A 20,088-nucleotide genomic window follows, 5' to 3' on the forward strand; every position below is an offset into this window, starting at 1 on the left:
CTCTCGGCGTTGTGACGCCACGTTACGTTGACGTAAACGTAATGTTCTGCTGAACTCCGGCGGCAAGTGACCTATGTCAGCGTCACCGCAACCAACTGGAGTTTGGCATGACCGACGATCTCATGACCATTCGCGAAATGTGCGATCTGTTCGGCGTCACCGCACGGACCCTGCGTTTTTACGAGCAGAAGGAACTGCTCTCGCCCGTGCGCGACGGTCAGAAACGCCTGTTCACCCGGCGTGACCGGGCGCGGCTGAAACTCATCCTGCGGGGCAAGCGGTTCGGCTTCCCGCTCGAAGAGATTCGCCAGCTGCTCGACCTCTACGACGTGGGGGATCAGCAACGGACGCAATACACGCGCACCATCGATCTGGCCGAGCGCCACCTCAACGAATTGCGCGCCCAGCGCGCCGAGCTGGACGAGGCGATCAGCGACCTCTCCGGCCAACTGGACTGGGGCCGCAAGATGCTGGCCTCGATGGAACAGGACGAAGCGGCCGAATAACGCCGCGCAGAGAATATTTTTAGGGAGAGAACATGCCCAGCTACACCCCCGACACCCGCGATATGGCCTTTGTCCTGCACGATGTGCTGAAGGTCGAGTCCAAGGACATTCCCGGCTACGACGACCTCGACCCGAGCTTTACCTCGGCGATTCTCGAAGAGGCCGCCAAGATTTCCTCCGAAGTGCTCGCGCCCCTCAACCGCGTCGGCGACGTCGAGGGCTGCAAACTCGAGAACGGTGTCGTGCGCACGCCGACCGGCTTCAAGGAGGCCTTCGATCAGGTCCGCGACGGCGGCTGGACCGGGCTCGACTGCGACCCCGAATACGGCGGTCAGGGCCTGCCCCATGTGCTTGGCTCGGCGGTGGGCGAGTTCCTTACGGCCTCGAACATGGCGTTCAACATGTATCAGGGCCTGACGCACGGGGCTTATTCCGCCATCCACGCGCACGGCACGGACGCGCAGAAGCAGACCTACCTGCCCAACATGGTGAGCTGCCAGTGGACGGGCACCATGAACCTGACGGAGCCGCATTCCGGCACCGATCTGGGCCTCATGCGCACCAAGGCCGAGCCGCAGGATGACGGCACCTACAAGATCAGCGGGCAAAAAATCTTCATCTCCGCCGGCGATCACGACATGTCGGACAACGTCATCCACCTCGTGCTGGCGAAAATTCCCGGCGGCCCGGACGGCGTGAAGGGCATCTCGCTCTTCATCGTACCCAAGTTCCTCGTGAAAGAGGACGGCTCTCTGGGTGAGCGCAACGCGGTTTCCGTGGGTGCGCTGGAAGAGAAGATGGGCATCCACGGCAATTCCACCTGCGTGATGAACTACGACGGTGCGACCGGCTATCTGCTCGGGACCGAGCACAAGGGCATGCGCGCCATGTTCACCATGATGAACGAGGCCCGTCTCGGCGTCGGCGTTCAGGGGCTGGGTCAGGCGACCGCCGCCTACCAGAACGCGCTGGAATACGCCCGCGACCGGCTTCAGGGCCGCGCCATCACCGGCGTGGAAGCACCCGAGAAACCGGCCGACCCGATCATCGTCCACCCGGATATCCGCCGTGCGCTGCTCGACCAGAAGTCCTTTATCGAAGGCGCGCGCGCCTTCGTGCTGTGGTCGGCCGAACTGATCGACCGCTCGCAGCGCCAAGGCGATGAGGAGGCCGAGGGCCTCGTCTCGCTGATGATCCCGGTGCTCAAGGGCTTCCTCACCGACAAGGGTCTGGAAAGCGCCGTGCAGGCGCAGCAGGTCTTTGGCGGCCACGGTTATATCGAGGAATGGGGCATGTCCCAGTTCGTCCGCGACAGCCGGATCGCCATGATCTATGAGGGCGCGAACGGCATTCAGGCGCTCGACCTCGTGGGCCGCAAGCTCGCCCAGGACAACGGCAAGCACGTCATGGGCTTCTTCGAGCTGGTGAAGAACTTCGCCAAGGAGAACGAGGGCAACGGGCCGCTCAAGTCCGACTTCCTCGATCCGCTCAAGGACGCCTCCAAGGATCTTCAGGCCGCCGCGATGTATTTCATGCAGAACGGCATGAAGAACCCCAACCATGCGCTGGCCGGTTCCTATGACTTCATGACCATGTTCGGCCATGTCTGCCTTGGCTTCATGTGGGCCAATATGGCCAAGGCGTCCTACGACGCCCTTGACGCGGGCACCGATGACGCGGCGTTCTATGAGACGAAACTCGCAACCGGGCGTTACTACATGAAGCGCCAGCTTCCGGCGACCAAGATGCACCTCGCCCGCATCGAAAGCGGTGCGGACCCGGTGATGGAGCTGGCCGCCGAAGCGTTCTGATCGTTCAAGGGAGGAGAGAGCCACATGCCCAAGCGTTTCCGCCTGACCCGGCGTTTCCCGGTCGCCATGACCGAGGACGGGTATCGGAAACTGAAGTCCTTTTCCCGCGAGGCGGGGCTGGACGAGGGTGAAGCGCTCTCCTTCCTGTTCGAGCATTTCGACAGCGTGACGGATACCGACGCGCTGACGCACCGGCTTCGGCTTTTCAATGCCGAGATCGATGAGAGAAAACGCTGAGGAGGACCCATGAAACGCATACTCACCGCCGCCGCATTCGCGACCGCCCTGCCCCTGTCGGCGCTTGCCTTCGACAATTCGGACAAGGCCGCCGTGCAAGCGGTGACGCAAAGCTTCGCGCAGGACTTCAAGTCCAACAACTTCGAGGGCGTCCTGAACGCGATGCCACCGAGGGTTCTCGACTACATGTCCCGGCAGACGGGCATCCCGGCCAATCAGCTTGCCAGCACGCTGGCCAAACAGATGTCCGTCTTCATGGACGACGTGAAGGTCGAGAAGTTCAACATGAACATGAACCGGATGGCCACGGGCACCACCAATGACGGCATCGACTTTGCCTTCATCCCGACGCGCACGACCGTGAAGGGCCCCGAAGGGCGGCAGACCACGAACACCCAGACGCTCGCATTGCAGGACGGCGGCGCCTGGTACCTTGTGCGGATCGAGCAGGCCCAACAATACGAGATCGTGAAAGCGGTCTATCCGGGCTTCGCCAACGTGCGCCTGCCCTGATCGACGCGGGTCCGGGGGTTTTGCTCCGGGCCGCACATCTCGGGATGTCCGGGGCGGGGCCCCGGTCTTCCCGCACGAACAAACGACAGATCGGGAGGACGGAACATGACGGCGAAACTCTACTGCTTCGGCGAAAGCGGAAATTCCTACAAGGCAGCGCTGCCGATGGAGCTTGCGGGCATCGACTGGGAGCCAGTGTTCGTCGATTTCTTCAGCGGCGAGGCCCGCTCGGACGCCTACAAGGAGATCAACCCGATGGGCGAGGCCCCGGTGCTGGTCGATGGCGACCTGCGTCTGTCCCAATCGGGCGCGATCCAGGACTGGGTGGTGGAGCAAACCGGCAAGTTCTGGTCCGACGACCCGGCGGAGCGGCGCGAGATCCTGCGCTGGCAGTTCTGGGACAACCACAAGGGATCGTCGCAGTTCGGCGTCACCCGGTTCCTGATGAACTTCCTGCCGGAAAAGCATCGCAACGCCGATGTCATCGCCTTCATGCAAGGCCGCTGCAAAGCCGCGCTCGCCGTGTTGGAGGCGGAACTCGCGACCCGCGACTGGCTCGCCTGCGACCGGCTCACGATGGCCGACCTGTCGTGCTGTGCCTACCTCTATTACCCCGAGCCCTTCGGCTTCGACCGCGCGGAGTATCCCGCGATCTCGGCCTGGCTCGACCGCATTTCCGAAACACCGGGGTGGAAACACCCCTATGACCTGATGCCCGGCTCGCCTGCCGACCGGGCCTGATCAACGACTGACGACACCGAAAGGAACACCATGTCCGAAGCCTATATCTATGACGCCGTGCGCAGCCCGCGCGGCAAGGGCCGCGCCGACGGCAGCCTGCACGAAGTGACCTCGGTCAGCCTGGGCAAGCAGATGCTGAACGCGATCAAGGAACGCTCCAACCTCGACGGTCACGCCGTGGAGGACGTGATCTGGGGCAACGCCACGCAGGCGATGGAACAGGGCGGCTGCCTTGCACGGACCACCGTGCTTGCCTCCGACCTCGACGAGCGAATCCCGGGCCTGTCGATCAACCGTTTCTGCGCCTCCGGCATGGAAGCCGTGAACCTTGCGGCCAACCAAGTGAAGGGCGGCGCGGGCGAAGCCTATATCGCGGGCGGCGTCGAATGCATGAGCCGCGTGCCGATGGGCTCGGACGGGGCCGCGGTCGCCGTCGATCCCACCGTCGCGATGGACAGCTATTTCGTGCCGCAGGGCATCTCGGCCGACATCATCGCCACGGAATACGGGTTCTCGCGCGATGACGTGGACGCCTTTGCCGTGGAAAGCCAGAAGCGCGCCGCCGAAGCCTGGGAAGAGCGCCGGTTCGACAAGTCGATTGTGACGGTGCGGGACGTGAACGGCCTCCCCATCCTCGACCATGACGAATACATGCGCCCCGGCACCGACATGCAGGGCCTCGGCTCTCTCAAGGCGTCGTTCAAGGACATGGGCGAGAGCATGCCCGGATTCGACAAGGTCGCCCGGCTCAAGTACCCGCACCTCGAGCGCATCAACCACGTCCACCACGCCGGCAACTCGTCCGGCATCGTGGATGGTTCGGCGGCGGTCCTCGTGGGTTCCAAGGAATTCGGCGAGAAACATGGGTTGACGCCCCGCGCGCGCATCCGTGCGACGGCCAAGATCGGCACCGACCCGACGATCATGCTGACCGGCCCCGTGCCCGCGACCGAACGCATCCTCGAACAGTCCGGCATGTCGATCTCCGACATCGACCTGTTCGAAGTGAACGAGGCGTTCTCGGCCGTGGTCCTGCGCTTCATGCAAGCCTTCGACGTGGACCATTCCAAGCTGAACGTGAACGGAGGCGCCATCGCGATGGGCCACCCGCTCGGCGCCTCGGGCGCGATCATCATCGGCACGCTTCTGGACGAGATGGAGCGGCGCGACCTGTCGACCGGTCTGGCCACGCTCTGCGTCGCCTCCGGCATGGGTGCCGCCACCATCATCGAGCGCGTGTAAGGGAGTTTCGACCAATGGCTGAATTCACCATGGAAAAAGACGCCGACGGCGTCGCCATCATCACCTGGGACCTGCCGGGCCGTTCGATGAACGTCCTCACCCAGCAGGGTATCGAGGAGCTGACCGCGCTGGCCGACGAGGCTCTGGGCGACGACAGCGTCAAAGGCATCGTCATCACCTCCGGCAAGGACACCTTCGCTGGGGGCATGGACCTGAACATCCTGGCCCAGTTCAAGGAACAGGGCGCCGAGGGCGTGTTCGAGGGCACGATGACGGGCCACAAGATGCTGCGCAAACTCGAACGCGCCGGGATGGACCCCAAGACCAACAAGGGCGGCAAGCCCGTCGCGGCAGCCCTACCCGGCACCGCGCTCGGCATCGGGCTTGAGCTTCCGCTGGCCTGCCACCGCATCTTCGCGGCCAACAACCCCAAGGCCAAAATTGGCCTGCCTGAAATTCAGGTCGGCATCTTCCCCGGCATGGGCGGCACCACGCGCCTTGCCCGCAAACTGGGCGTCATGGCGGCCTCGCCGTTCCTCCTGCAGGCGAAAATGTCCTCGCCGGAACAGGCGCAGAAAGCGGGCCTGATCGACGAGGTGGTCGATGATCCGGTCGCCGCGGCAAAAGCCTGGGTGCTGGAAGCGACCGACAAGGACATCGTGAAGCCGTGGGACGAAAAGGGTTTCAAGGTGCCCGGCGGCGCGCCCTATCACCCGGCGGGCTTCCAGACCTTCGTCGGCGCCAATGCCATGATCATGGGAAACACATGGGGCGCCTACCCGGCCCCCAAGGCGATGCTCTCGGCGGTCTATGAGGGGCTGATGGTTCCCTTCGACACCGCCCTCAAGATCGAGGCGCGCTGGTTCACCAAGGTCATCATGGACCCGTCCTCGGGCTCCATGATCCGCTCGCTGTTCCTCTCGAAGGAGGCGCTCGAAAAGGGTGCCGTGCGCCCCGAAGGCGTGCCGGATCAGCGCGTGAAGAAGGTGGGCGTTCTGGGCGCCGGCATGATGGGCGCGGGCATCGCGTTGGTGTCTGCACAGGCGGGCATCGAGGTCACGCTCATCGACCAGACACAAGAGGCCGCGGACAAGGGCAAAGCCTATGTCGAGAACTACCTCGACGCGGGCATAAAGAAGCGCAAGACCACGCCTGAGAAGAAGGACGAGGTTCTGGGCCGCATCACCGCGACCACGGATTACGACGCGCTCTCCGACGCCGACCTCATCATCGAGGCCGTGTTCGAGGATCCGGGCATCAAGGCCGAGGTGACGAAGAACGTGGAGGCTGTCATTCCCGACACCTGCATCTTCGCCACCAACACCTCGACCCTGCCGATCACCGATCTGGCCAAGGCGTCGTCGCGTCCCGACCAATTCATCGGCATCCACTTCTTCTCGCCCGTCGAGAAGATGGCCCTTGTCGAGATCATCAAGGGCAAGGAAACCGGCGACCGGGCCGTGGCCAAGGCGCTCGACTATGTGCGCCAAATCAAGAAGACCCCGATCGTGGTCAACGACGCGCGCTTCTTCTACGCCAACCGCTGCATCATCCCCTACATCAACGAAGGTGTTCGGCTGGTCACCGAAGGCACCGAGATGCCGCTCATCGACAACGCCGCGCGCTTGCTCGGCTTCCCGGTGGGGCCGCTGCAACTGGTGGACGAGACCTCGATCGACCTCGGCGTGAAGATCGCCAAGGCGACCAAGGCCGCGATGGGCGATGCCTATGACGACGCGACCGACGAGATCATGTTCTGGATGTATGACGAAGGGCGTCTGGGCCGCAAATCCAACGCGGGGTTCTACGACTACGACGAGAAGGGCAAGCGCGCCGGCTTCTCGCCGGTCGTGCAGGAACGGTTCCCGGCCTCGGACGATCAGCCGGAGCTGACCGAGGTGCAGCATCGCCTGATGATGAGCCAGGTCCTCGAAGCGGTGCGCGCACTGGAAGAGGGCGTTCTCATGGACATCCGCGAGGGCGACGTGGGCGCGATCCTCGGCTGGGGCTTCGCGCCGTGGTCGGGCGGGCCGTTCTCGTGGCTCGACATGATCGGCGCCGCGAAGGCGGTCGAAATCTGCGACCACCTGACCGAGGCCTACGGTGAGCGGTTCACCACGCCCAAGCTCCTGCGCGAGATGGCCCAGAAGGGCGAAACCTTCTACGGCCGCTTCGGCCCGGACGCCGCCAAGGCCGCCTGAGGCCCCCGAGACGCAACGACAGGGCCCGGTCAAACGACCGGGCCTTTTCATGTCTTCTCCGGTCCCAAAATACCTCGGGGTGAGACAGGTTTGCCTGTCAAACCTGGCGAGGGGCAGCGCCCCTCCCACCGCGCGTGTCCGCCGCAGGCGGTGACGCGCAAGACCTGCGCGCGGGCTTGCCCGCGCTCAATGTGGCAACGGCCCCTCGGGCGAGAGGCTGGTGCCCAGCGCGAAACCTTCGCCCTTCACGCCCACCTGCCACGAGCGGGGCGGGTCCTGCCGGTGGCGTTCGCGGGTGAGGTGCCAGCCCTCCTCGCGCAGCGCGTGGGCCGGGGTCATGTGCCAGCGGCTTTCGCCCCCCGGACTCGCCCCCTCGGGGGTGAGCACCAGCCCGAGCGGGCGCAGCCCCTGCCCCGCGCCCGCCTCGCAGGCCAGTTGCAGGCGCCGCATGGGGGTAAGCCCCGGCGGGCCGGGCAGTTCGCCCACCACCAGCGGCACGACGCCGGAGCGCAGCGCCTCTTCCAGCGTCCAGAGCAGGTCCGTGGGCCGCTCGGCATCGACGAAGACCACACGGCCGGGGTCCATCAGGCGGGCCAGACCGGGCCCGTGGACCCGCGCCCCCTCCCACGTCGGACGCACCCAGATCACCGGCCCCTCCATACCGCCCGCGACGATCCCGGCCAGCGTATGACGTGCCGGGCCGCACAGCTCATGCACCCGCGCCTGCGTCAGCGCCAGCCGCCCGAGGAAGGGCTGGCCGGGGCGGTCGCGATGCGGTCGGCGGTCGAGAAGAACGGTCTGGTGCATGCCCCCATGATAAATGTTCCCATTATGTTCTCAATCCCTCCCGACAGGAATTTTTCAACACATTCACGAATTCAATGATACGATAGTATCACAACACGGGAGGAAACCATGAAACACCTAGCTCTCGCGAGCGCCATCGCGCTCGCCACTGCCACCTCGGCTTTCGCCGAAGGAGAGACCCACCACCTTGCCATCCATGTGGACGAGGCCGACGCGCAGGTCATGAACATGGCGCTGAACAATGCCCAGAACGTGCGCAGCTATTATGCCGAACAGGGGGACACGGTGGTGATCGAGATCGTCGCATACGGCCCCGGTCTGACCATGTTCGTGGACGGCAAAAGCCCGGTGGCGGACCGGATCTCGACCATGTCGCTGGAAAGCGACGACATCACCTTCGCCGCCTGCGGCAACACCCTGCGCAACATGTCAAAAAAGGCGGGCACCGAAGTCGCGCTCCTGTCCGAGGCTCACGTCGTGCCCTCGGGAGTCGTGCGGCTGATGGAGTTGCAGGAGCAGGGTTACGCCTACGTCCGGCCCTGACCAGGCACCCCCGGGATCGCCCGATCCCGGGGGTTCACTTTCCTGATCGTCCACGCAAGAGTGCGCGCGAACCGGACAGGAGATTTCCCACATGAGAATGAATACGCTCGCCGGCGGCGCTCTCGAGGTCAGTGAGCTTTGCCTCGGCACGATGACATGGGGCACGCAGAACACCGAGGCCGAGGGTCATGCCCAGATCGACATGGCGCTCGATCACGGGATCAACTTCATCGACACCGCCGAGATGTATCCGACCAACCCGCTGTCGAAGGATCACTGGGGCAATACCGAAAAGATCATCGGCACCTGGTTCGCCAGGACCGGTCGGCGCGAGGACGTGGTGCTGGCCACCAAGGTCACGGGCCCTTCGGCCACGGTGCGCGAGGACGGGTATGACGGCGAGATCCTGCGCGAGACGGTCGAGGGCAGCCTGCGCAGACTCCAGACCGACCACATCGACATCTATCAGCTGCACTGGCCGCAGCGCGGCTCCTACCATTTCCGGCAGAACTGGAAATACGACCCGTCCGGGCAGGACCCGGTGGATACAGACGACCACATGCGCGACGTGATGGAGACGATGACCGAGCTGGTGGACGCCGGGAAGGTCCGGCATTTCGCACTGTCCAACGAAACCGCCTGGGGCACGCAGAAATGGCTCCAGATCGCGCGGGAGATGGGCGGGCCCGAAGTGGTCACGATCCAGAACGAATATTCGCTGCTGTGCCGGTTGTTCGACCTCGACCTTGCCGAACTGTGCATGAACGAGGGCGTCCGGTGCCTTGCCTACTCGCCGCTCGCCGCAGGACTTCTGACCGGGAAGTACGAGGGCGGCCGGACCGTGCCCGAAGGGTCGCGCATGACACATGTGTCGAACCTCGGCGGGCGCACCACGGACCGCGTCTGGCCGGCTATCGACGCCTATCTCGCGATTGCAGAGAAACACGGGCTTGATCCGGTTCACATGGCGCTGGCCTTCTGCACGTCGCGGCCCTTCATGGGGTCGACGATCTTTGGCGCGACGAAACCCGAGCATATAGAACGCGCGCTCGGTGCCGCCGACCTGTCCCTGTCGGACGAGGTGCAGGCCGAGATTTCCGCCGCCCACAAAGCGCACCCGATGCCGTTCTGAACTCATCCGGAGACCGTCGCGCGCCGTATCCATTCCAAACGGACAAGGAGACAGACACATGCGTTTCACGAAAGGCCTGATGGCGTTGGCGGCCGCCGCTGCCATGGCCACCCCGGCAATGGCCGAATACCGCGACACCTCGGTGCCGATGACCACGGTCAATGTCGACGTCGAGCGCTACATGGGCAAGTGGTACGAAATCGCGCGCTTCCCCAACTGGTTCGAGACGAACTGCGCGGGCGTGACCGCGCAATACACGCTTCAGGGCGACACGTTCGAAGTGCTCAACACCTGCCACAAGGGCTCGCCGGACGGCCCCGCCCGATCGCGCAAGGCTGAAGCCACGCCGGTCGGCCCCGGCAAGGTCAAGGTCGATTTCGTTCAGGCATTGCCGGGTATTGGCGTCGGGGACTACTGGGTACTCTACGTCGCATCGGATTACTCGCTCGCCGTTGTGGGCGAGCCGAGCGGAAGCACCGGCTGGGTCCTGTCGCGCACCCCGCAGATCCGGCAGAGCCAGCTCGATCAGGCCTATTCGGTCCTGCGCAAGAACGGATACGATACGTCCGAGATTGTACTGGTCCCGCAGTAAGCCAAACCCTAGAAGGGCGGCATGAAAGCGTTTATCGTCGCCGCCCTTCTGACTCTGGCCGCCTGTTCCACGGGCGGTCCCGACACTCCTCGCATGACGGCCGTGGCCGGGTTCGATGTGGATCGCCTCATGGGTCAATGGGTCGAGGTGGGGGCCGTCGGCCGTGCGCCCGGCGGGCGCTGGAGCTTTCATGACCGGGAAGGCGACACGCTTTTCCTCGTGCGTCCCGGTGGCGAGAACGTGGTGACGGCCATCGACCGGGGCAACGGCCGGCTCGATTTCGCAGATGCGACTGGCACGCTTTTCGTCCTCTGGGCCGATGCGGACGACAGGACCCTCGTGCTGGGTCGCCCGGATAATCGCTTCGGCGCCATCCTGAACAAGGGTGGTGCGATCCCGCCCGACCGGCTGCGCGCGGCGCGCGAGATCATGGTCTGGAACGGCTACGACGCCGCAGAGATACGGTGATCGAAGTCTGGGTGCTCGTGGCGCTCGCCGCCGGGGCCGTTCAGACAGTTCGCTTCGCGCTGCAAAAGACGCTCAAGGGCAGCGGCCTTAGCGCCGGGGGCGCGACGTTCGCCCGTTTCGTGTTTGCAGCACCCATCGCAATCGCCGTGACCGCGGTCTGGCTCGTGCAACGTGGCGAGCCCCTGCCCGCCTTCACCCCCCGGTTCTGGACCTTCGTCGTGTTCGGCGGGTTGAGCCAGGTCGTCGCGACGATGGCGACCGTTCAGCTCTTCTCGGAGCGCAACTTCGCCGTCGGCATCGCATTCACCAAGACCGAGACGATCCTCGTCGTCCTTTTCTCGCTGGTGCTGTTGAGCGAGCCGGTCACGGCGCCCGGTTTCGCGGCGATCCTCGTGGGCGTGGTCGGCGTCGTGCTCCTGAGCTGGCGCACCGGCGGAGGGCGCCTAGCACTCGTGAACAAGGCGTCGGGGCTGGGCCTGCTCGCGGGCGCGCTTTTCGGCATGGCCGCCATCGGCTATCGCGGCGCGACACTGGAGATCGCCGCCGACAGCGCGTTCCTGCGGGCGGTGCTGACGCTGGCCGCCGTGACCACGTTTCAGAGCATCGTCATGGCGGCCTATCTGCGCGCGGCTCAACCGGGCGAGATCACGCGGGTCGCCCGGCGTTGGCGGGTCACAGGTCTGGTGGGCGTGACGGGGATGCTGGGGTCGCTCGGCTGGTTCGTGGCCTTTGCGCTCCAGAACGCGGCATATGTGCGGGCGCTCGGGCAGATCGAGCTCGTCTTCTCGCTGCTGGTGTCGTGGCTGGTGTTCCACGACCGCTCCACGCGGCGGGAAGTGGCGGGCATGGCGCTCCTCCTCGTCTCCATCGTGGCGCTGGTCCTCGTTACCTGATCCGGCCCCTGCCCGCCTGTGCGGCACCTGGCCCGGATCGCTGCCGAAAACTCACGCGCACGGGGGCTCGCCATCTCGTGTCCCGCGCATTGCCCCATTACCGCCCGTTCCTACCGGGCCCTCAATCGCGCGGTGAAGCAGGCGCTTTGAGCCCGCCTTACATCTGGCACGTCCCATTCGGTTGCGTTACACCCGGCGCGAACGGATCAAGGATTGAACATGTCGCGCATCCTCATCACCTCGGCCCTGCCCTATATCAACGGGATCAAGCATCTCGGGAACCTCGTGGGGTCCCAGCTTCCCGCCGATCTCTATGCCCGCTACATGCGCGCGCGCGGTCACGAAGTGATGTTCATTTGCGCGACGGACGAACACGGGACCCCCGCGGAACTCGCCGCGAAGAAGGCGGGCAAGCCGGTCGCGGAGTACTGCGCCGAGCTGCATGGCGTTCAGACGAAGCTCGCCGAGGGGTTCCGCCTGTCCTTCGACCATTACGGCCGCTCGTCCTCGCCCCAGAACCGCAAGCTGACGCAGCACTTCGCGGGCAAGCTCTACGACAACGGCTACATCGAGGAAGTGAGCGAGGAGCAGGTCTATTCCAACGCCGACGGCCGCTTCCTCCCCGACCGGTATATCGAAGGCACCTGCCCCAACTGCGGCTACGACAAGGCCCGCGGCGACCAGTGCGAGAACTGCACCAAGCAGCTCGACCCCGTGGACCTGATCGAGCCGCGCTCGGCCATCTCCGGCTCGACCGATCTGGAGGTGCGCGAGACCAAGCACCTGTTCCTCAAGCAATCCGCGCTGAAGGACGAGCTCGATCAGTGGATCGACAGTCAGGCCGGCTGGCCCGTGCTCACGACCTCCATCGCAAAGAAATGGCTGCATGATGGTGACGGACTGCGCGATCGCGGCATCACCCGCGACCTCGACTGGGGCGTGCCGGTCAAGCGCGGCGACGCCGACTGGCCGGGGATGGAGGGCAAAGTCTTCTACGTCTGGTTCGACGCCCCCATCGAATACATCGGCGCGACGGCAGAATGGGCCGAAGCGACGGGACGTTCGGAAAGTGAATGGGAACGCTGGTGGCGCACCGACAAAGGCGCCGACGATGTTCGCTATGTGCAATTCATGGGCAAGGATAATGTGCCCTTCCACACCCTGTCCTTCCCCGCGACGATCATGGGGTCGCGCGAGCCGTGGAAGCTGGTCGATTACATCAAGTCGTTCAACTACCTGAACTACGATGGCGGCCAATTCTCGACCTCGCAAGGGCGCGGCGTGTTCATGGATCAGGCGCTCGACATCCTGCCCGCCGACTACTGGCGCTGGTGGCTGCTGTCCCACGCGCCGGAAAACTCGGACGCCGAGTTCACCTGGGAAAACTTCCAATCCTCGATCAACAAGGACCTCGCCGACGTGCTGGGCAACTTCGTCAGCCGCGTCACCAAGTTCTGCCGTTCGAAATTCGGCGAGGAGGTTCCGGCCGCGGGCGAGATGGGCGAGGCGGAAACCGCGCTTATCGCCGATCTGGAAAAACGCATCCGCTCCTACGAACGCCAGATGGAGGCGATGGAAATCCGCAAGGCCGCGCAGGAACTTCGCGCGATCTGGGCCGTCGGCAACGAATACCTTCAGGCAGCCGCGCCGTGGTCGGTGTTCAAGGAGGACGAGGACCGCGCCGCCGCGATCATCCGCCTGATGCTGAACCTGATCCGGGTCTATGCCGTGATCTCGTCCCCCTTCGTGCCCGATGCGGCGGCCAAGATGCTGTCCGGCATGAACACGCTCGACACAGACTGGCCCGACGATCTGGCCACCGCGTTGTCGGCGCTGCCCGCAGGCCACGCGTTCACCGTGCCGGAGGTGCTGTTCGCAAAGATCACCGACGAGCAGCGCGAGGCGTGGCAAGCGCAGTTCTCGGGCCAGCGCGACTGAGCCACGGACGGGCGCGCGCGTGATATTCGCCAAGTTCGGCCTTCCCCGGCGGGCGGGCCGCCGCTAACATCATCCTACGGCAGAAGGTTCCGAGCAGGATGATCGTCGTGAACGCAAGGCAAAAGCCAGTCCACCTGCAATCGGCGGGCAAGCGGGACGTTCGGACACAGTTCGGCGCGCTGCCCTACCGGGTGAAGAACGGCAAACTTCAGGTGCTCCTGATCACCTCGCGGGGCACCGGCCGGTGGATTTTGCCCAAGGGCTGGCCGATGGACGGGGCAACGCCGGCACAGGCCGCCGCGACCGAAGCTTTCGAGGAAGCCGGTGTCGATGGCACGCCGCTCGATACGGTCGTGGGCTTTTATTCCTACTTCAAGGTCCACGAAAAAGAGCGCCTTCCGGTGGTCGTGGCCATCTTTCCCGTCAGGGTGCGCCGGTTGCTCAACGACTGGCCGGAAGCAGGCCAGCGCAAACGGAAATGGCTGAGCCCGAAGAAGGCCGCCAAGGTGCTCGACGAGCCGGAATTGCGCCAGATCGTCAAACACTTCGACCCGCGCGGCATGTGATCGGGCGCACCGAACACCCTTGCGCGGGACGCACGAAGGGTTACATATTCGCAAACCCTTTGTGACAGGTTCGCAACATGATCCGTTACGCTCTGAAATGTGCCGACGGGCACGATTTCGAAAGCTGGTTCCAGAATGCAGGCGCCTTCGACACGCTCGCCAAGGCGGGGCATGTCACCTGCCCGGACTGCGGCAGCGGCGATGTGTCCAAATCGCTCATGGCCCCCCGCGTGGCCACGACGAAAACCCCCGCGCCGAAAACAGACACACCGCCCCGCGAAGCGGACCTTGCCGCGTTCAAGGCCAAGGTGGAGGCGGAATGCGACTATGTCGGCAGCTCCTTTGTCACCGAGGCGCGCAAGATTCACGAGGGCGAGACGCCCAAACGCGGCATTTACGGCGAGGCGAAACCGAAGGACGCGCTCGCTTTGTTGCAAGACGGGATCGCCGTCGCTCCCCTGCCCTTCATCCCGACGCGCAAGGCCAACTAGCCTGTAGAAAACGCCCGGAAAGCTGGTAGGGTCGAGCCATGAAGGTCGTCTTCGAAACCCGGTTCTCGTTCTTCGGCCAATCCGGCTGGAAATCCGACCACGCGGCGGATCCGAACCTACTGTTCGACAGCGACCGGCTTGCCCAGCGGATGAAGTATTTCGAGCAGGTCACGCTCGCCAGCCTCACCGGCCAGACCGACCGCGCCTTTGAGCACATGGTCCTGTCCTCGAGCCTGATGCCGGAAGGCTGGCAAAAGCGCTTGCGGGAGCTGTGCTTTGACGTGCTGGGCAAAGAGCGCTGCCGGATCTTGTACCGTCCCGAAGGCTCCGCCGGGCACATCATGAAGAACACGGTCGCGAAGCTCTACAAGGATCAGACCGTGGCGCAGGTGGTGCTGGACGACGACGACGCCGTCTCGACCGACTTCGTGGCGGCCGTGAAGCATTACGGCACCTTCGCCCTGCGCGACCCCATGAACCCGCGCCCCTACACGTTCCTGTCGTTTCCGCGCGGCTATACGCTCGGCATCGAGGACGGTCGCCTGTCGTGGCTGTCGCAGCGCTATGTGCCTTACACGAACCTCGGCCTGGCGCTGATCGCGCCCTCGGACACCAAGAGAAATCCGTTCCTGACCAGTCACAAGCGGATCGGGCAGCGTCACCCGTCGTACATGGTGACGCATCTCAGGCCCTATTACCTGCGCGCCGTTCACGGGTTGAACGACAGCCGGGCGCACCAGTCCGACGAGCATCTGTCGGACGACCAGATCGCCGAGGTCTTCCCCTACTTCCCTTGGCTCGCCGCCCATTTTCCCAATGCGCAACGCAAAGAGGGCGACGAGGGAATCGCCGCGCAGTAGCGCGTTTCCAGTTTCGGAACAATTCGACATGCCGCACGCTGTGCAGTGCGCGCCGGAAACAGTGGGCGGCTAACTTCTTGGTTAATGTGGCTTTTTTTTGGCCAAAGCCGGGATTTCTCTAGGCGAAAAGTCTTAATGCCGGGTAAGTTCAAGAACACTTGGGGGGGATGGGGCCAGTTTTCCGGCGTCCATACCCGTATGCATTTCGACTTCGGGGGACACTGTCCATGTTTCTGCTCTTGCTGCTCATCCCGCTTCTCATCGGCGCTGCTTTTCTGTTCGACTTCACGCCGGACGACGACCCGGACCCGAATGAAGACATGGACGGCAACGAGGGCGGCGGCAGCACCATCGACCCCGGCGGAAACGGCGGGTCCGGCACGGGCGGCACCGGAGGCGGCGGCGGTGTGAACACCGGGCCGATCTACCTCACCGACCAGATCGACCTCTACTACGCAGGCGCCGGAGCGCAGGAAATCTACGCACTCGACGGGGACGACACCGTCAGCGGCATGAACGGTGACGACCAGATCTATGGCCAGGGCGGCGACGACAATCTCTACGGCGGCTTCGGCGATGACACCATCGGGGGCGGCGCGGGTGAAGATTATGCGTTTGGCGCAGCGGGCGACGACCGGATTACCGGTGGCGCGGGCGATGACGACCTCAACGGCGGCGGTGGCGAGGATACGATCCTCGGTGAAGCCGGAAACGACACGATCACCGGCGGCGCGAACGACGATACGCTCGATGGTGGCGCCGGCAACGACTCCATCGACGGTGGGAGTGGCGCGGACACCATTTCCGGCGGTCTCGGAGACGACCTGATCCAGGGCGTGGGCGGCGCCGACATCATTTCGGGCGATGGCGGAAACGACACGATCTACGCGGGCTTCGGCGACGATACCGTAAGCGGCGGCGACGGCGACGACGACGTGACCGGAGGCGCGGGCGCAGACACGATCACCGGCGACGCGGGCAAGGACATCCTGCGCGGCAAGTCCGGCAATGACGTGATCGACGGCGGCGCGGACGACGACGAGATTTACGGCGGCGCCGACGACGACGTGATCACCGGCGGAACCGGCAACGACAAGATCGACGCGGGCGACGGCGACGACACCGTGGATGGTGGCGACGGCGACGACGAGATCCAGGGCGGCAACGGGATCGACACGATCACCGGCGGTCTGGGCAATGACGAGATCAACGGCGGCTCGGGCGATGACGACCTCGATGGCGGCGCGGGCGACGACTACGTCCAGGGCAGCGACGGCAACGACGCGATCGACGGCGGCGAAGGCAACAACGATCTGCGCGGCGGGATAGGCAACGACACCATCGTCGCGGGCGCCGGCAACGATGCCGTGCGCGGTGGCGATGGCGATGACGACATCGACGTCGGCGACGGCGACAACCAGGTCTGGAGCGGCGCGGGCGACGACTCCATCACGACCGGCGCCGGGGCCGACACGATCAACAGCGACGACGGGGCCGACACCATCATTTCCGGTGCCGGTGACGACACGATCTATGCGGGCGACGGCAATGACACGGTGGATGCAGGCGACGGCGACGACTTCGTCGACGGCGGGCTTGGCGACGACACCATCACGGCCGGCGACGGGGACGACACGGTCTCCGGCAGCGTCGGCGACGACACGATCTCGGGCGGCGCGGGCAACGACACGCTCGACGGCGGCGCCGGTGAAGACACGCTCGATGGCGGTGATGGCAATGATGTCCTGAATGGGGGACAGGGTAACGACACGCTCGACGGCGGCGCCGGCGACGACACCCTGTACATGGATATCGGCGACAGCGCGACCGGCGGCGACGGGGCGGACACCTTCGTGGTGGATAATTCCGGCACCGACTATTACGAGGCCGACGGCACCACGCCGAACGTCGCCGTGATCGAAGATTTCGACACCTCGACCGACGTGCTGGCCATCGTGGGCGCCAACGCCAACGAACTGGCCCTCGACGGGGCACTCGCGGTGAACGCCACCGGGCTCGACGCCGGGCTCCTGTTCACGATCACCGACAGTTCGTCGGGGTCCGACGTGGTCTATGCCCGCATCCTGCTCAAGGGTCTGACCGAGGCGGATATTGACGACATCCAGGGTCCGGACGTGTTCGGCACCAACGATGACGACGTGCTCTCGGCCAACTCCACGGCCAACACGATCATCGCCCGTGACGGCGACGACATCGTGGGCGGCGGCATCCTCACCGACCTGATCGAAGGCGGCGATGGCAATGACGTCATCACCGGCGGCGATGGCGGCACGACGCTCGCCGGTGGCAGCGGCGACGACACCATCTTCGGCGGCGCTGGCGATGACGAGATCTTCGGGAATCCGGGCGACGACATGATCGACGGTGGCGGTGGGAACGACACCATCGACGGCATGGGCGGCGCGGACGAGGTCGATGGCGGCGATGGCGACGACACGATCCTCGGCGGCACCAACGACGACATCCTGCGCGGTGGCGCGGGTAACGACAACATCGAAGGTGGCGGCGGCAACGACGACATCGACGGCGGTGACGGCGAAGACGACATCGATGCCGGTGCTGGCGACGACACCGTGACCGGCGGCGCCGGGAACGACACCATCTTCGGCGATACCGGCGGCGACACGATCGACGCGGGCGATGGCAACGATTACGTCGACGGCTGGAGCGGCTCCGACGTGATCGATGGTGGCGCAGGCAACGACACACTGCTGGGCTACGACGGCGGCGACACCATTCGTGGTGGCGACGGCGACGACATCATCAACGGCGAAGCGATGGGCGATACCCTGGACGGCGGCGCTGGCGATGACGACATAAGCGGCGGCAGCGGCGACGACACGATCGAGACCGGCACCGGCAACGACACGGTCAACGCCGGCAGTGGCAACGACTTCGTCGCGGTCGAAGGTGTGGGCGAGATCACGCTGGGCGACGGGGACGACACGATCTTCGTGCGAAACGAGGTCGGCACCGACGGCACGAACGACCGCGTGGTCACCGACTTCAACACCGCCGACGACGTGGTGATGGTCCCGGCCGGGGAACTGGGCAACTACTCCATCGTCGATGGCGGCGCGGACGGCCTCTACCTGCTCTGGACGACCAGCAGCACAGGCGGCGGCGTCGCGGCCTCGGTGGCCCTGACCCTGCAGGGTCTCACACCGGCCGACATCCCGAACGTGACGCTCCAGGAAGAGCCCGTCGCGGTTCCCTGACCTCTTGCGCAAGTCCGCGCCGGGCTCTATCAGGCGCGGGATTGACTGGGACCACGGGGACGGGCGCAAATGCCGCTTCTGGTGATGAAATTCGGCGGCACCTCCGTCGCCACCCTCGACCGGATCGCGCGCGCCTCCAAGCGGGTCGCGCGCGAAGTCGCGAATGGCTACGACGTGATTGTCGTCGTCTCGGCGATGGCCGGAAAGACCAACGAGCTGGTCGGCTGGGTCGAAGAAACCTCTCCCATGTACGACGCGCGCGAATACGATGCGGTCGTGGCTTCGGGCGAGATCGTGACCGCCGGTCTCATGGCGCTGCGACTTCAGGAAATGGATGTCCCGGCGCGCAGCTGGCAGGGCTGGCAGGTGCCGCTCAAGACCAACTCGGCCCATTCGTCGGCCAGGATCGAAGACATCGGCACCGACGCGATCAACGCGAAATTCGACGAAGGCTTCAAGGTCGCCGTGGTGGCGGGCTTTCAGGGCATCTCGCCCGAGGGCCGGGTGACCACGTTGGGCCGGGGTGGCTCGGACACCACCGCCGTGGCCTTTGCCGCCGCTTTCGGTGCTGAGCGCTGCGACATCTACACCGACGTCGACGGGGTCTACACCACCGACCCCCGGATCGAGGACAAGGCCCGCAAGCTCGACAAGATCGCCTTCGAGGAAATGCTCGAACTGGCCAGCCTGGGCGCCAAGGTGCTCCAGACCCGCTCGGTCGAGCTTGCCATGCGCTTCAAGGTGAAGCTGCGCGTCTTGTCGTCTTTCGAAGAATATGACCCCAATGCAGGCACGCTGGTCTGCGACGAGGAGGAAATCGTGGAACAGAATGCCGTCTCCGGTGTGGCCTACAGCCGCGATGAAGCCAAAATGACGCTGATCTCGGTGGCCGACCGCCCCGGCATCGCGAGCGCGATCTTCACCCCCCTCTCCGAGGCCGGCGTGAACGTGGACATGATCGTTCAGAACATCTCGGAGGAAGGTCGCACCGACATGACCTTCTCCTGCCCCGTGGGACAGGTGGCGCGCGCGGAAAAAGCGCTGACCGCGGCCAAGGAAAAGGGCGACATCAACTTTCGCGAGCTTGTCGCGGATGAAGATGTGGCGAAGGTGTCGGTCGTGGGGATCGGTATGCGCTCCCACGCCGGGATCGCGGCGCGGATGTTCTCGGTGCTCGCGAACGAGGGCATCAACATCAAGGTCATCACGACGTCCGAGATCAAGATCTCGGTCTTGGTGGACCGGAAATATATGGAGTTGGCCGTCCAGTCCCTCCACGACGCGTTCGACCTCGACAAGGTCTGACAG

Annotated in this window: 19 protein-coding genes; 18 read left to right on the forward strand and 1 reads right to left on the reverse strand. The window is 64.9% G+C overall.

Features of this window, described 5'->3' with window-relative positions:
• The first annotated feature begins 107 nt into the window (after positions 1 to 107).
• From B2585_RS19310 to B2585_RS19340, 7 genes are all read left to right on the forward strand, one after another.
• Positions 108 to 506, forward strand: a complete 399-nt coding sequence (locus B2585_RS19310) for a MerR family transcriptional regulator (RefSeq protein WP_292025568.1) — start codon at positions 108 to 110, stop codon at positions 504 to 506.
• Between the two features lie 32 nt (positions 507 to 538).
• The gene (locus B2585_RS19315) at positions 539 to 2,317 is read left to right on the forward strand and encodes an acyl-CoA dehydrogenase C-terminal domain-containing protein (RefSeq protein ID WP_292025569.1); all 1,779 of its coding nucleotides are present in this window, start codon (positions 539 to 541) and stop codon (positions 2,315 to 2,317) included.
• A gap of 24 nt (positions 2,318 to 2,341) precedes the next feature.
• Positions 2,342 to 2,554, forward strand: coding sequence for a hypothetical protein (locus B2585_RS19320; protein ID WP_292025570.1), 213 nt, complete (start codon positions 2,342 to 2,344; stop codon positions 2,552 to 2,554).
• A gap of 9 nt (positions 2,555 to 2,563) precedes the next feature.
• Positions 2,564 to 3,067, forward strand: coding sequence for a hypothetical protein (locus tag B2585_RS19325; RefSeq protein ID WP_292025571.1), 504 nt, complete (start codon positions 2,564 to 2,566; stop codon positions 3,065 to 3,067).
• Positions 3,068 to 3,172: 105 nt separating this feature from the next.
• On the forward strand, positions 3,173 to 3,808 hold the full coding sequence (locus B2585_RS19330; RefSeq protein ID WP_292025572.1) for a glutathione S-transferase family protein: 636 nt from the start codon (positions 3,173 to 3,175) through the stop codon (positions 3,806 to 3,808).
• A gap of 30 nt (positions 3,809 to 3,838) precedes the next feature.
• Positions 3,839 to 5,050, forward strand: a complete 1,212-nt coding sequence (locus B2585_RS19335; RefSeq protein WP_292025573.1) for an acetyl-CoA C-acetyltransferase — start codon at positions 3,839 to 3,841, stop codon at positions 5,048 to 5,050.
• Between the two features lie 14 nt (positions 5,051 to 5,064).
• The gene (locus B2585_RS19340; protein WP_292025574.1) at positions 5,065 to 7,251 is read left to right on the forward strand and encodes a 3-hydroxyacyl-CoA dehydrogenase NAD-binding domain-containing protein; all 2,187 of its coding nucleotides are present in this window, start codon (positions 5,065 to 5,067) and stop codon (positions 7,249 to 7,251) included.
• Between the two features lie 186 nt (positions 7,252 to 7,437).
• Here B2585_RS19340 and B2585_RS19345 read toward each other — a convergent pair whose 3' ends face one another.
• Complete coding sequence (locus B2585_RS19345) at positions 7,438 to 8,058, reverse strand: ImuA family protein (protein WP_292025575.1); 621 nt, start codon at positions 8,056 to 8,058, stop codon at positions 7,438 to 7,440.
• 108 nt (positions 8,059 to 8,166) lie between these two features.
• On the opposite strand from B2585_RS19345, the gene B2585_RS19350 reads away from it, so the two are divergent.
• From B2585_RS19350 to B2585_RS19400, 11 genes are all read left to right on the forward strand, one after another.
• On the forward strand, positions 8,167 to 8,601 hold the full coding sequence (locus B2585_RS19350) for a DsrE family protein (protein ID WP_292025576.1): 435 nt from the start codon (positions 8,167 to 8,169) through the stop codon (positions 8,599 to 8,601).
• A gap of 91 nt (positions 8,602 to 8,692) precedes the next feature.
• A complete protein-coding gene (locus B2585_RS19355; RefSeq protein WP_292025577.1) occupies positions 8,693 to 9,733 on the forward strand; it encodes an aldo/keto reductase in 1,041 nt (346 codons plus the stop codon).
• Positions 9,734 to 9,791: 58 nt separating this feature from the next.
• A complete protein-coding gene (locus tag B2585_RS19360) occupies positions 9,792 to 10,325 on the forward strand; it encodes a lipocalin family protein (protein ID WP_292025578.1) in 534 nt (177 codons plus the stop codon).
• Between the two features lie 21 nt (positions 10,326 to 10,346).
• Entirely contained in the window at positions 10,347 to 10,793 is a 447-nt protein-coding gene (locus tag B2585_RS19365) for a lipocalin (RefSeq protein ID WP_292025579.1), read from the forward strand.
• The gene (locus tag B2585_RS19370) at positions 10,790 to 11,686 is read left to right on the forward strand and encodes a DMT family transporter (RefSeq protein ID WP_292025580.1); all 897 of its coding nucleotides are present in this window, start codon (positions 10,790 to 10,792) and stop codon (positions 11,684 to 11,686) included. The genes B2585_RS19365 and B2585_RS19370 overlap by 4 nt, the downstream gene beginning before the upstream one ends.
• 219 nt (positions 11,687 to 11,905) lie before the next feature.
• The gene (gene metG / locus B2585_RS19375; protein ID WP_292025581.1) at positions 11,906 to 13,624 is read left to right on the forward strand and encodes a methionine--tRNA ligase; all 1,719 of its coding nucleotides are present in this window, start codon (positions 11,906 to 11,908) and stop codon (positions 13,622 to 13,624) included.
• 98 nt (positions 13,625 to 13,722) lie between these two features.
• Positions 13,723 to 14,190 carry an NUDIX hydrolase gene (locus tag B2585_RS19380; protein WP_292025582.1) on the forward strand — a complete coding sequence of 156 codons (468 nt, stop codon included), beginning with the start codon at positions 13,723 to 13,725 and terminating at the stop codon, positions 14,188 to 14,190.
• Positions 14,191 to 14,267: 77 nt separating this feature from the next.
• Positions 14,268 to 14,681, forward strand: a complete 414-nt coding sequence (locus B2585_RS19385; protein ID WP_292025583.1) for a DUF1178 family protein — start codon at positions 14,268 to 14,270, stop codon at positions 14,679 to 14,681.
• A gap of 38 nt (positions 14,682 to 14,719) precedes the next feature.
• Positions 14,720 to 15,541, forward strand: a complete 822-nt coding sequence (locus B2585_RS19390) for a glycosyltransferase (protein ID WP_292025584.1) — start codon at positions 14,720 to 14,722, stop codon at positions 15,539 to 15,541.
• 227 nt (positions 15,542 to 15,768) lie between these two features.
• A complete protein-coding gene (locus B2585_RS19395; RefSeq protein WP_292025585.1) occupies positions 15,769 to 18,780 on the forward strand; it encodes a beta strand repeat-containing protein in 3,012 nt (1,003 codons plus the stop codon).
• A gap of 69 nt (positions 18,781 to 18,849) precedes the next feature.
• Positions 18,850 to 20,085, forward strand: a complete 1,236-nt coding sequence (locus tag B2585_RS19400) for an aspartate kinase (protein ID WP_292025586.1) — start codon at positions 18,850 to 18,852, stop codon at positions 20,083 to 20,085.
• The last annotated feature ends 3 nt before the right edge of the window (positions 20,086 to 20,088 follow it).

The organism is Maritimibacter sp. UBA3975 (assembly GCF_002384975.1).
Taxonomy (GTDB): domain Bacteria; phylum Pseudomonadota; class Alphaproteobacteria; order Rhodobacterales; family Rhodobacteraceae; genus Maritimibacter.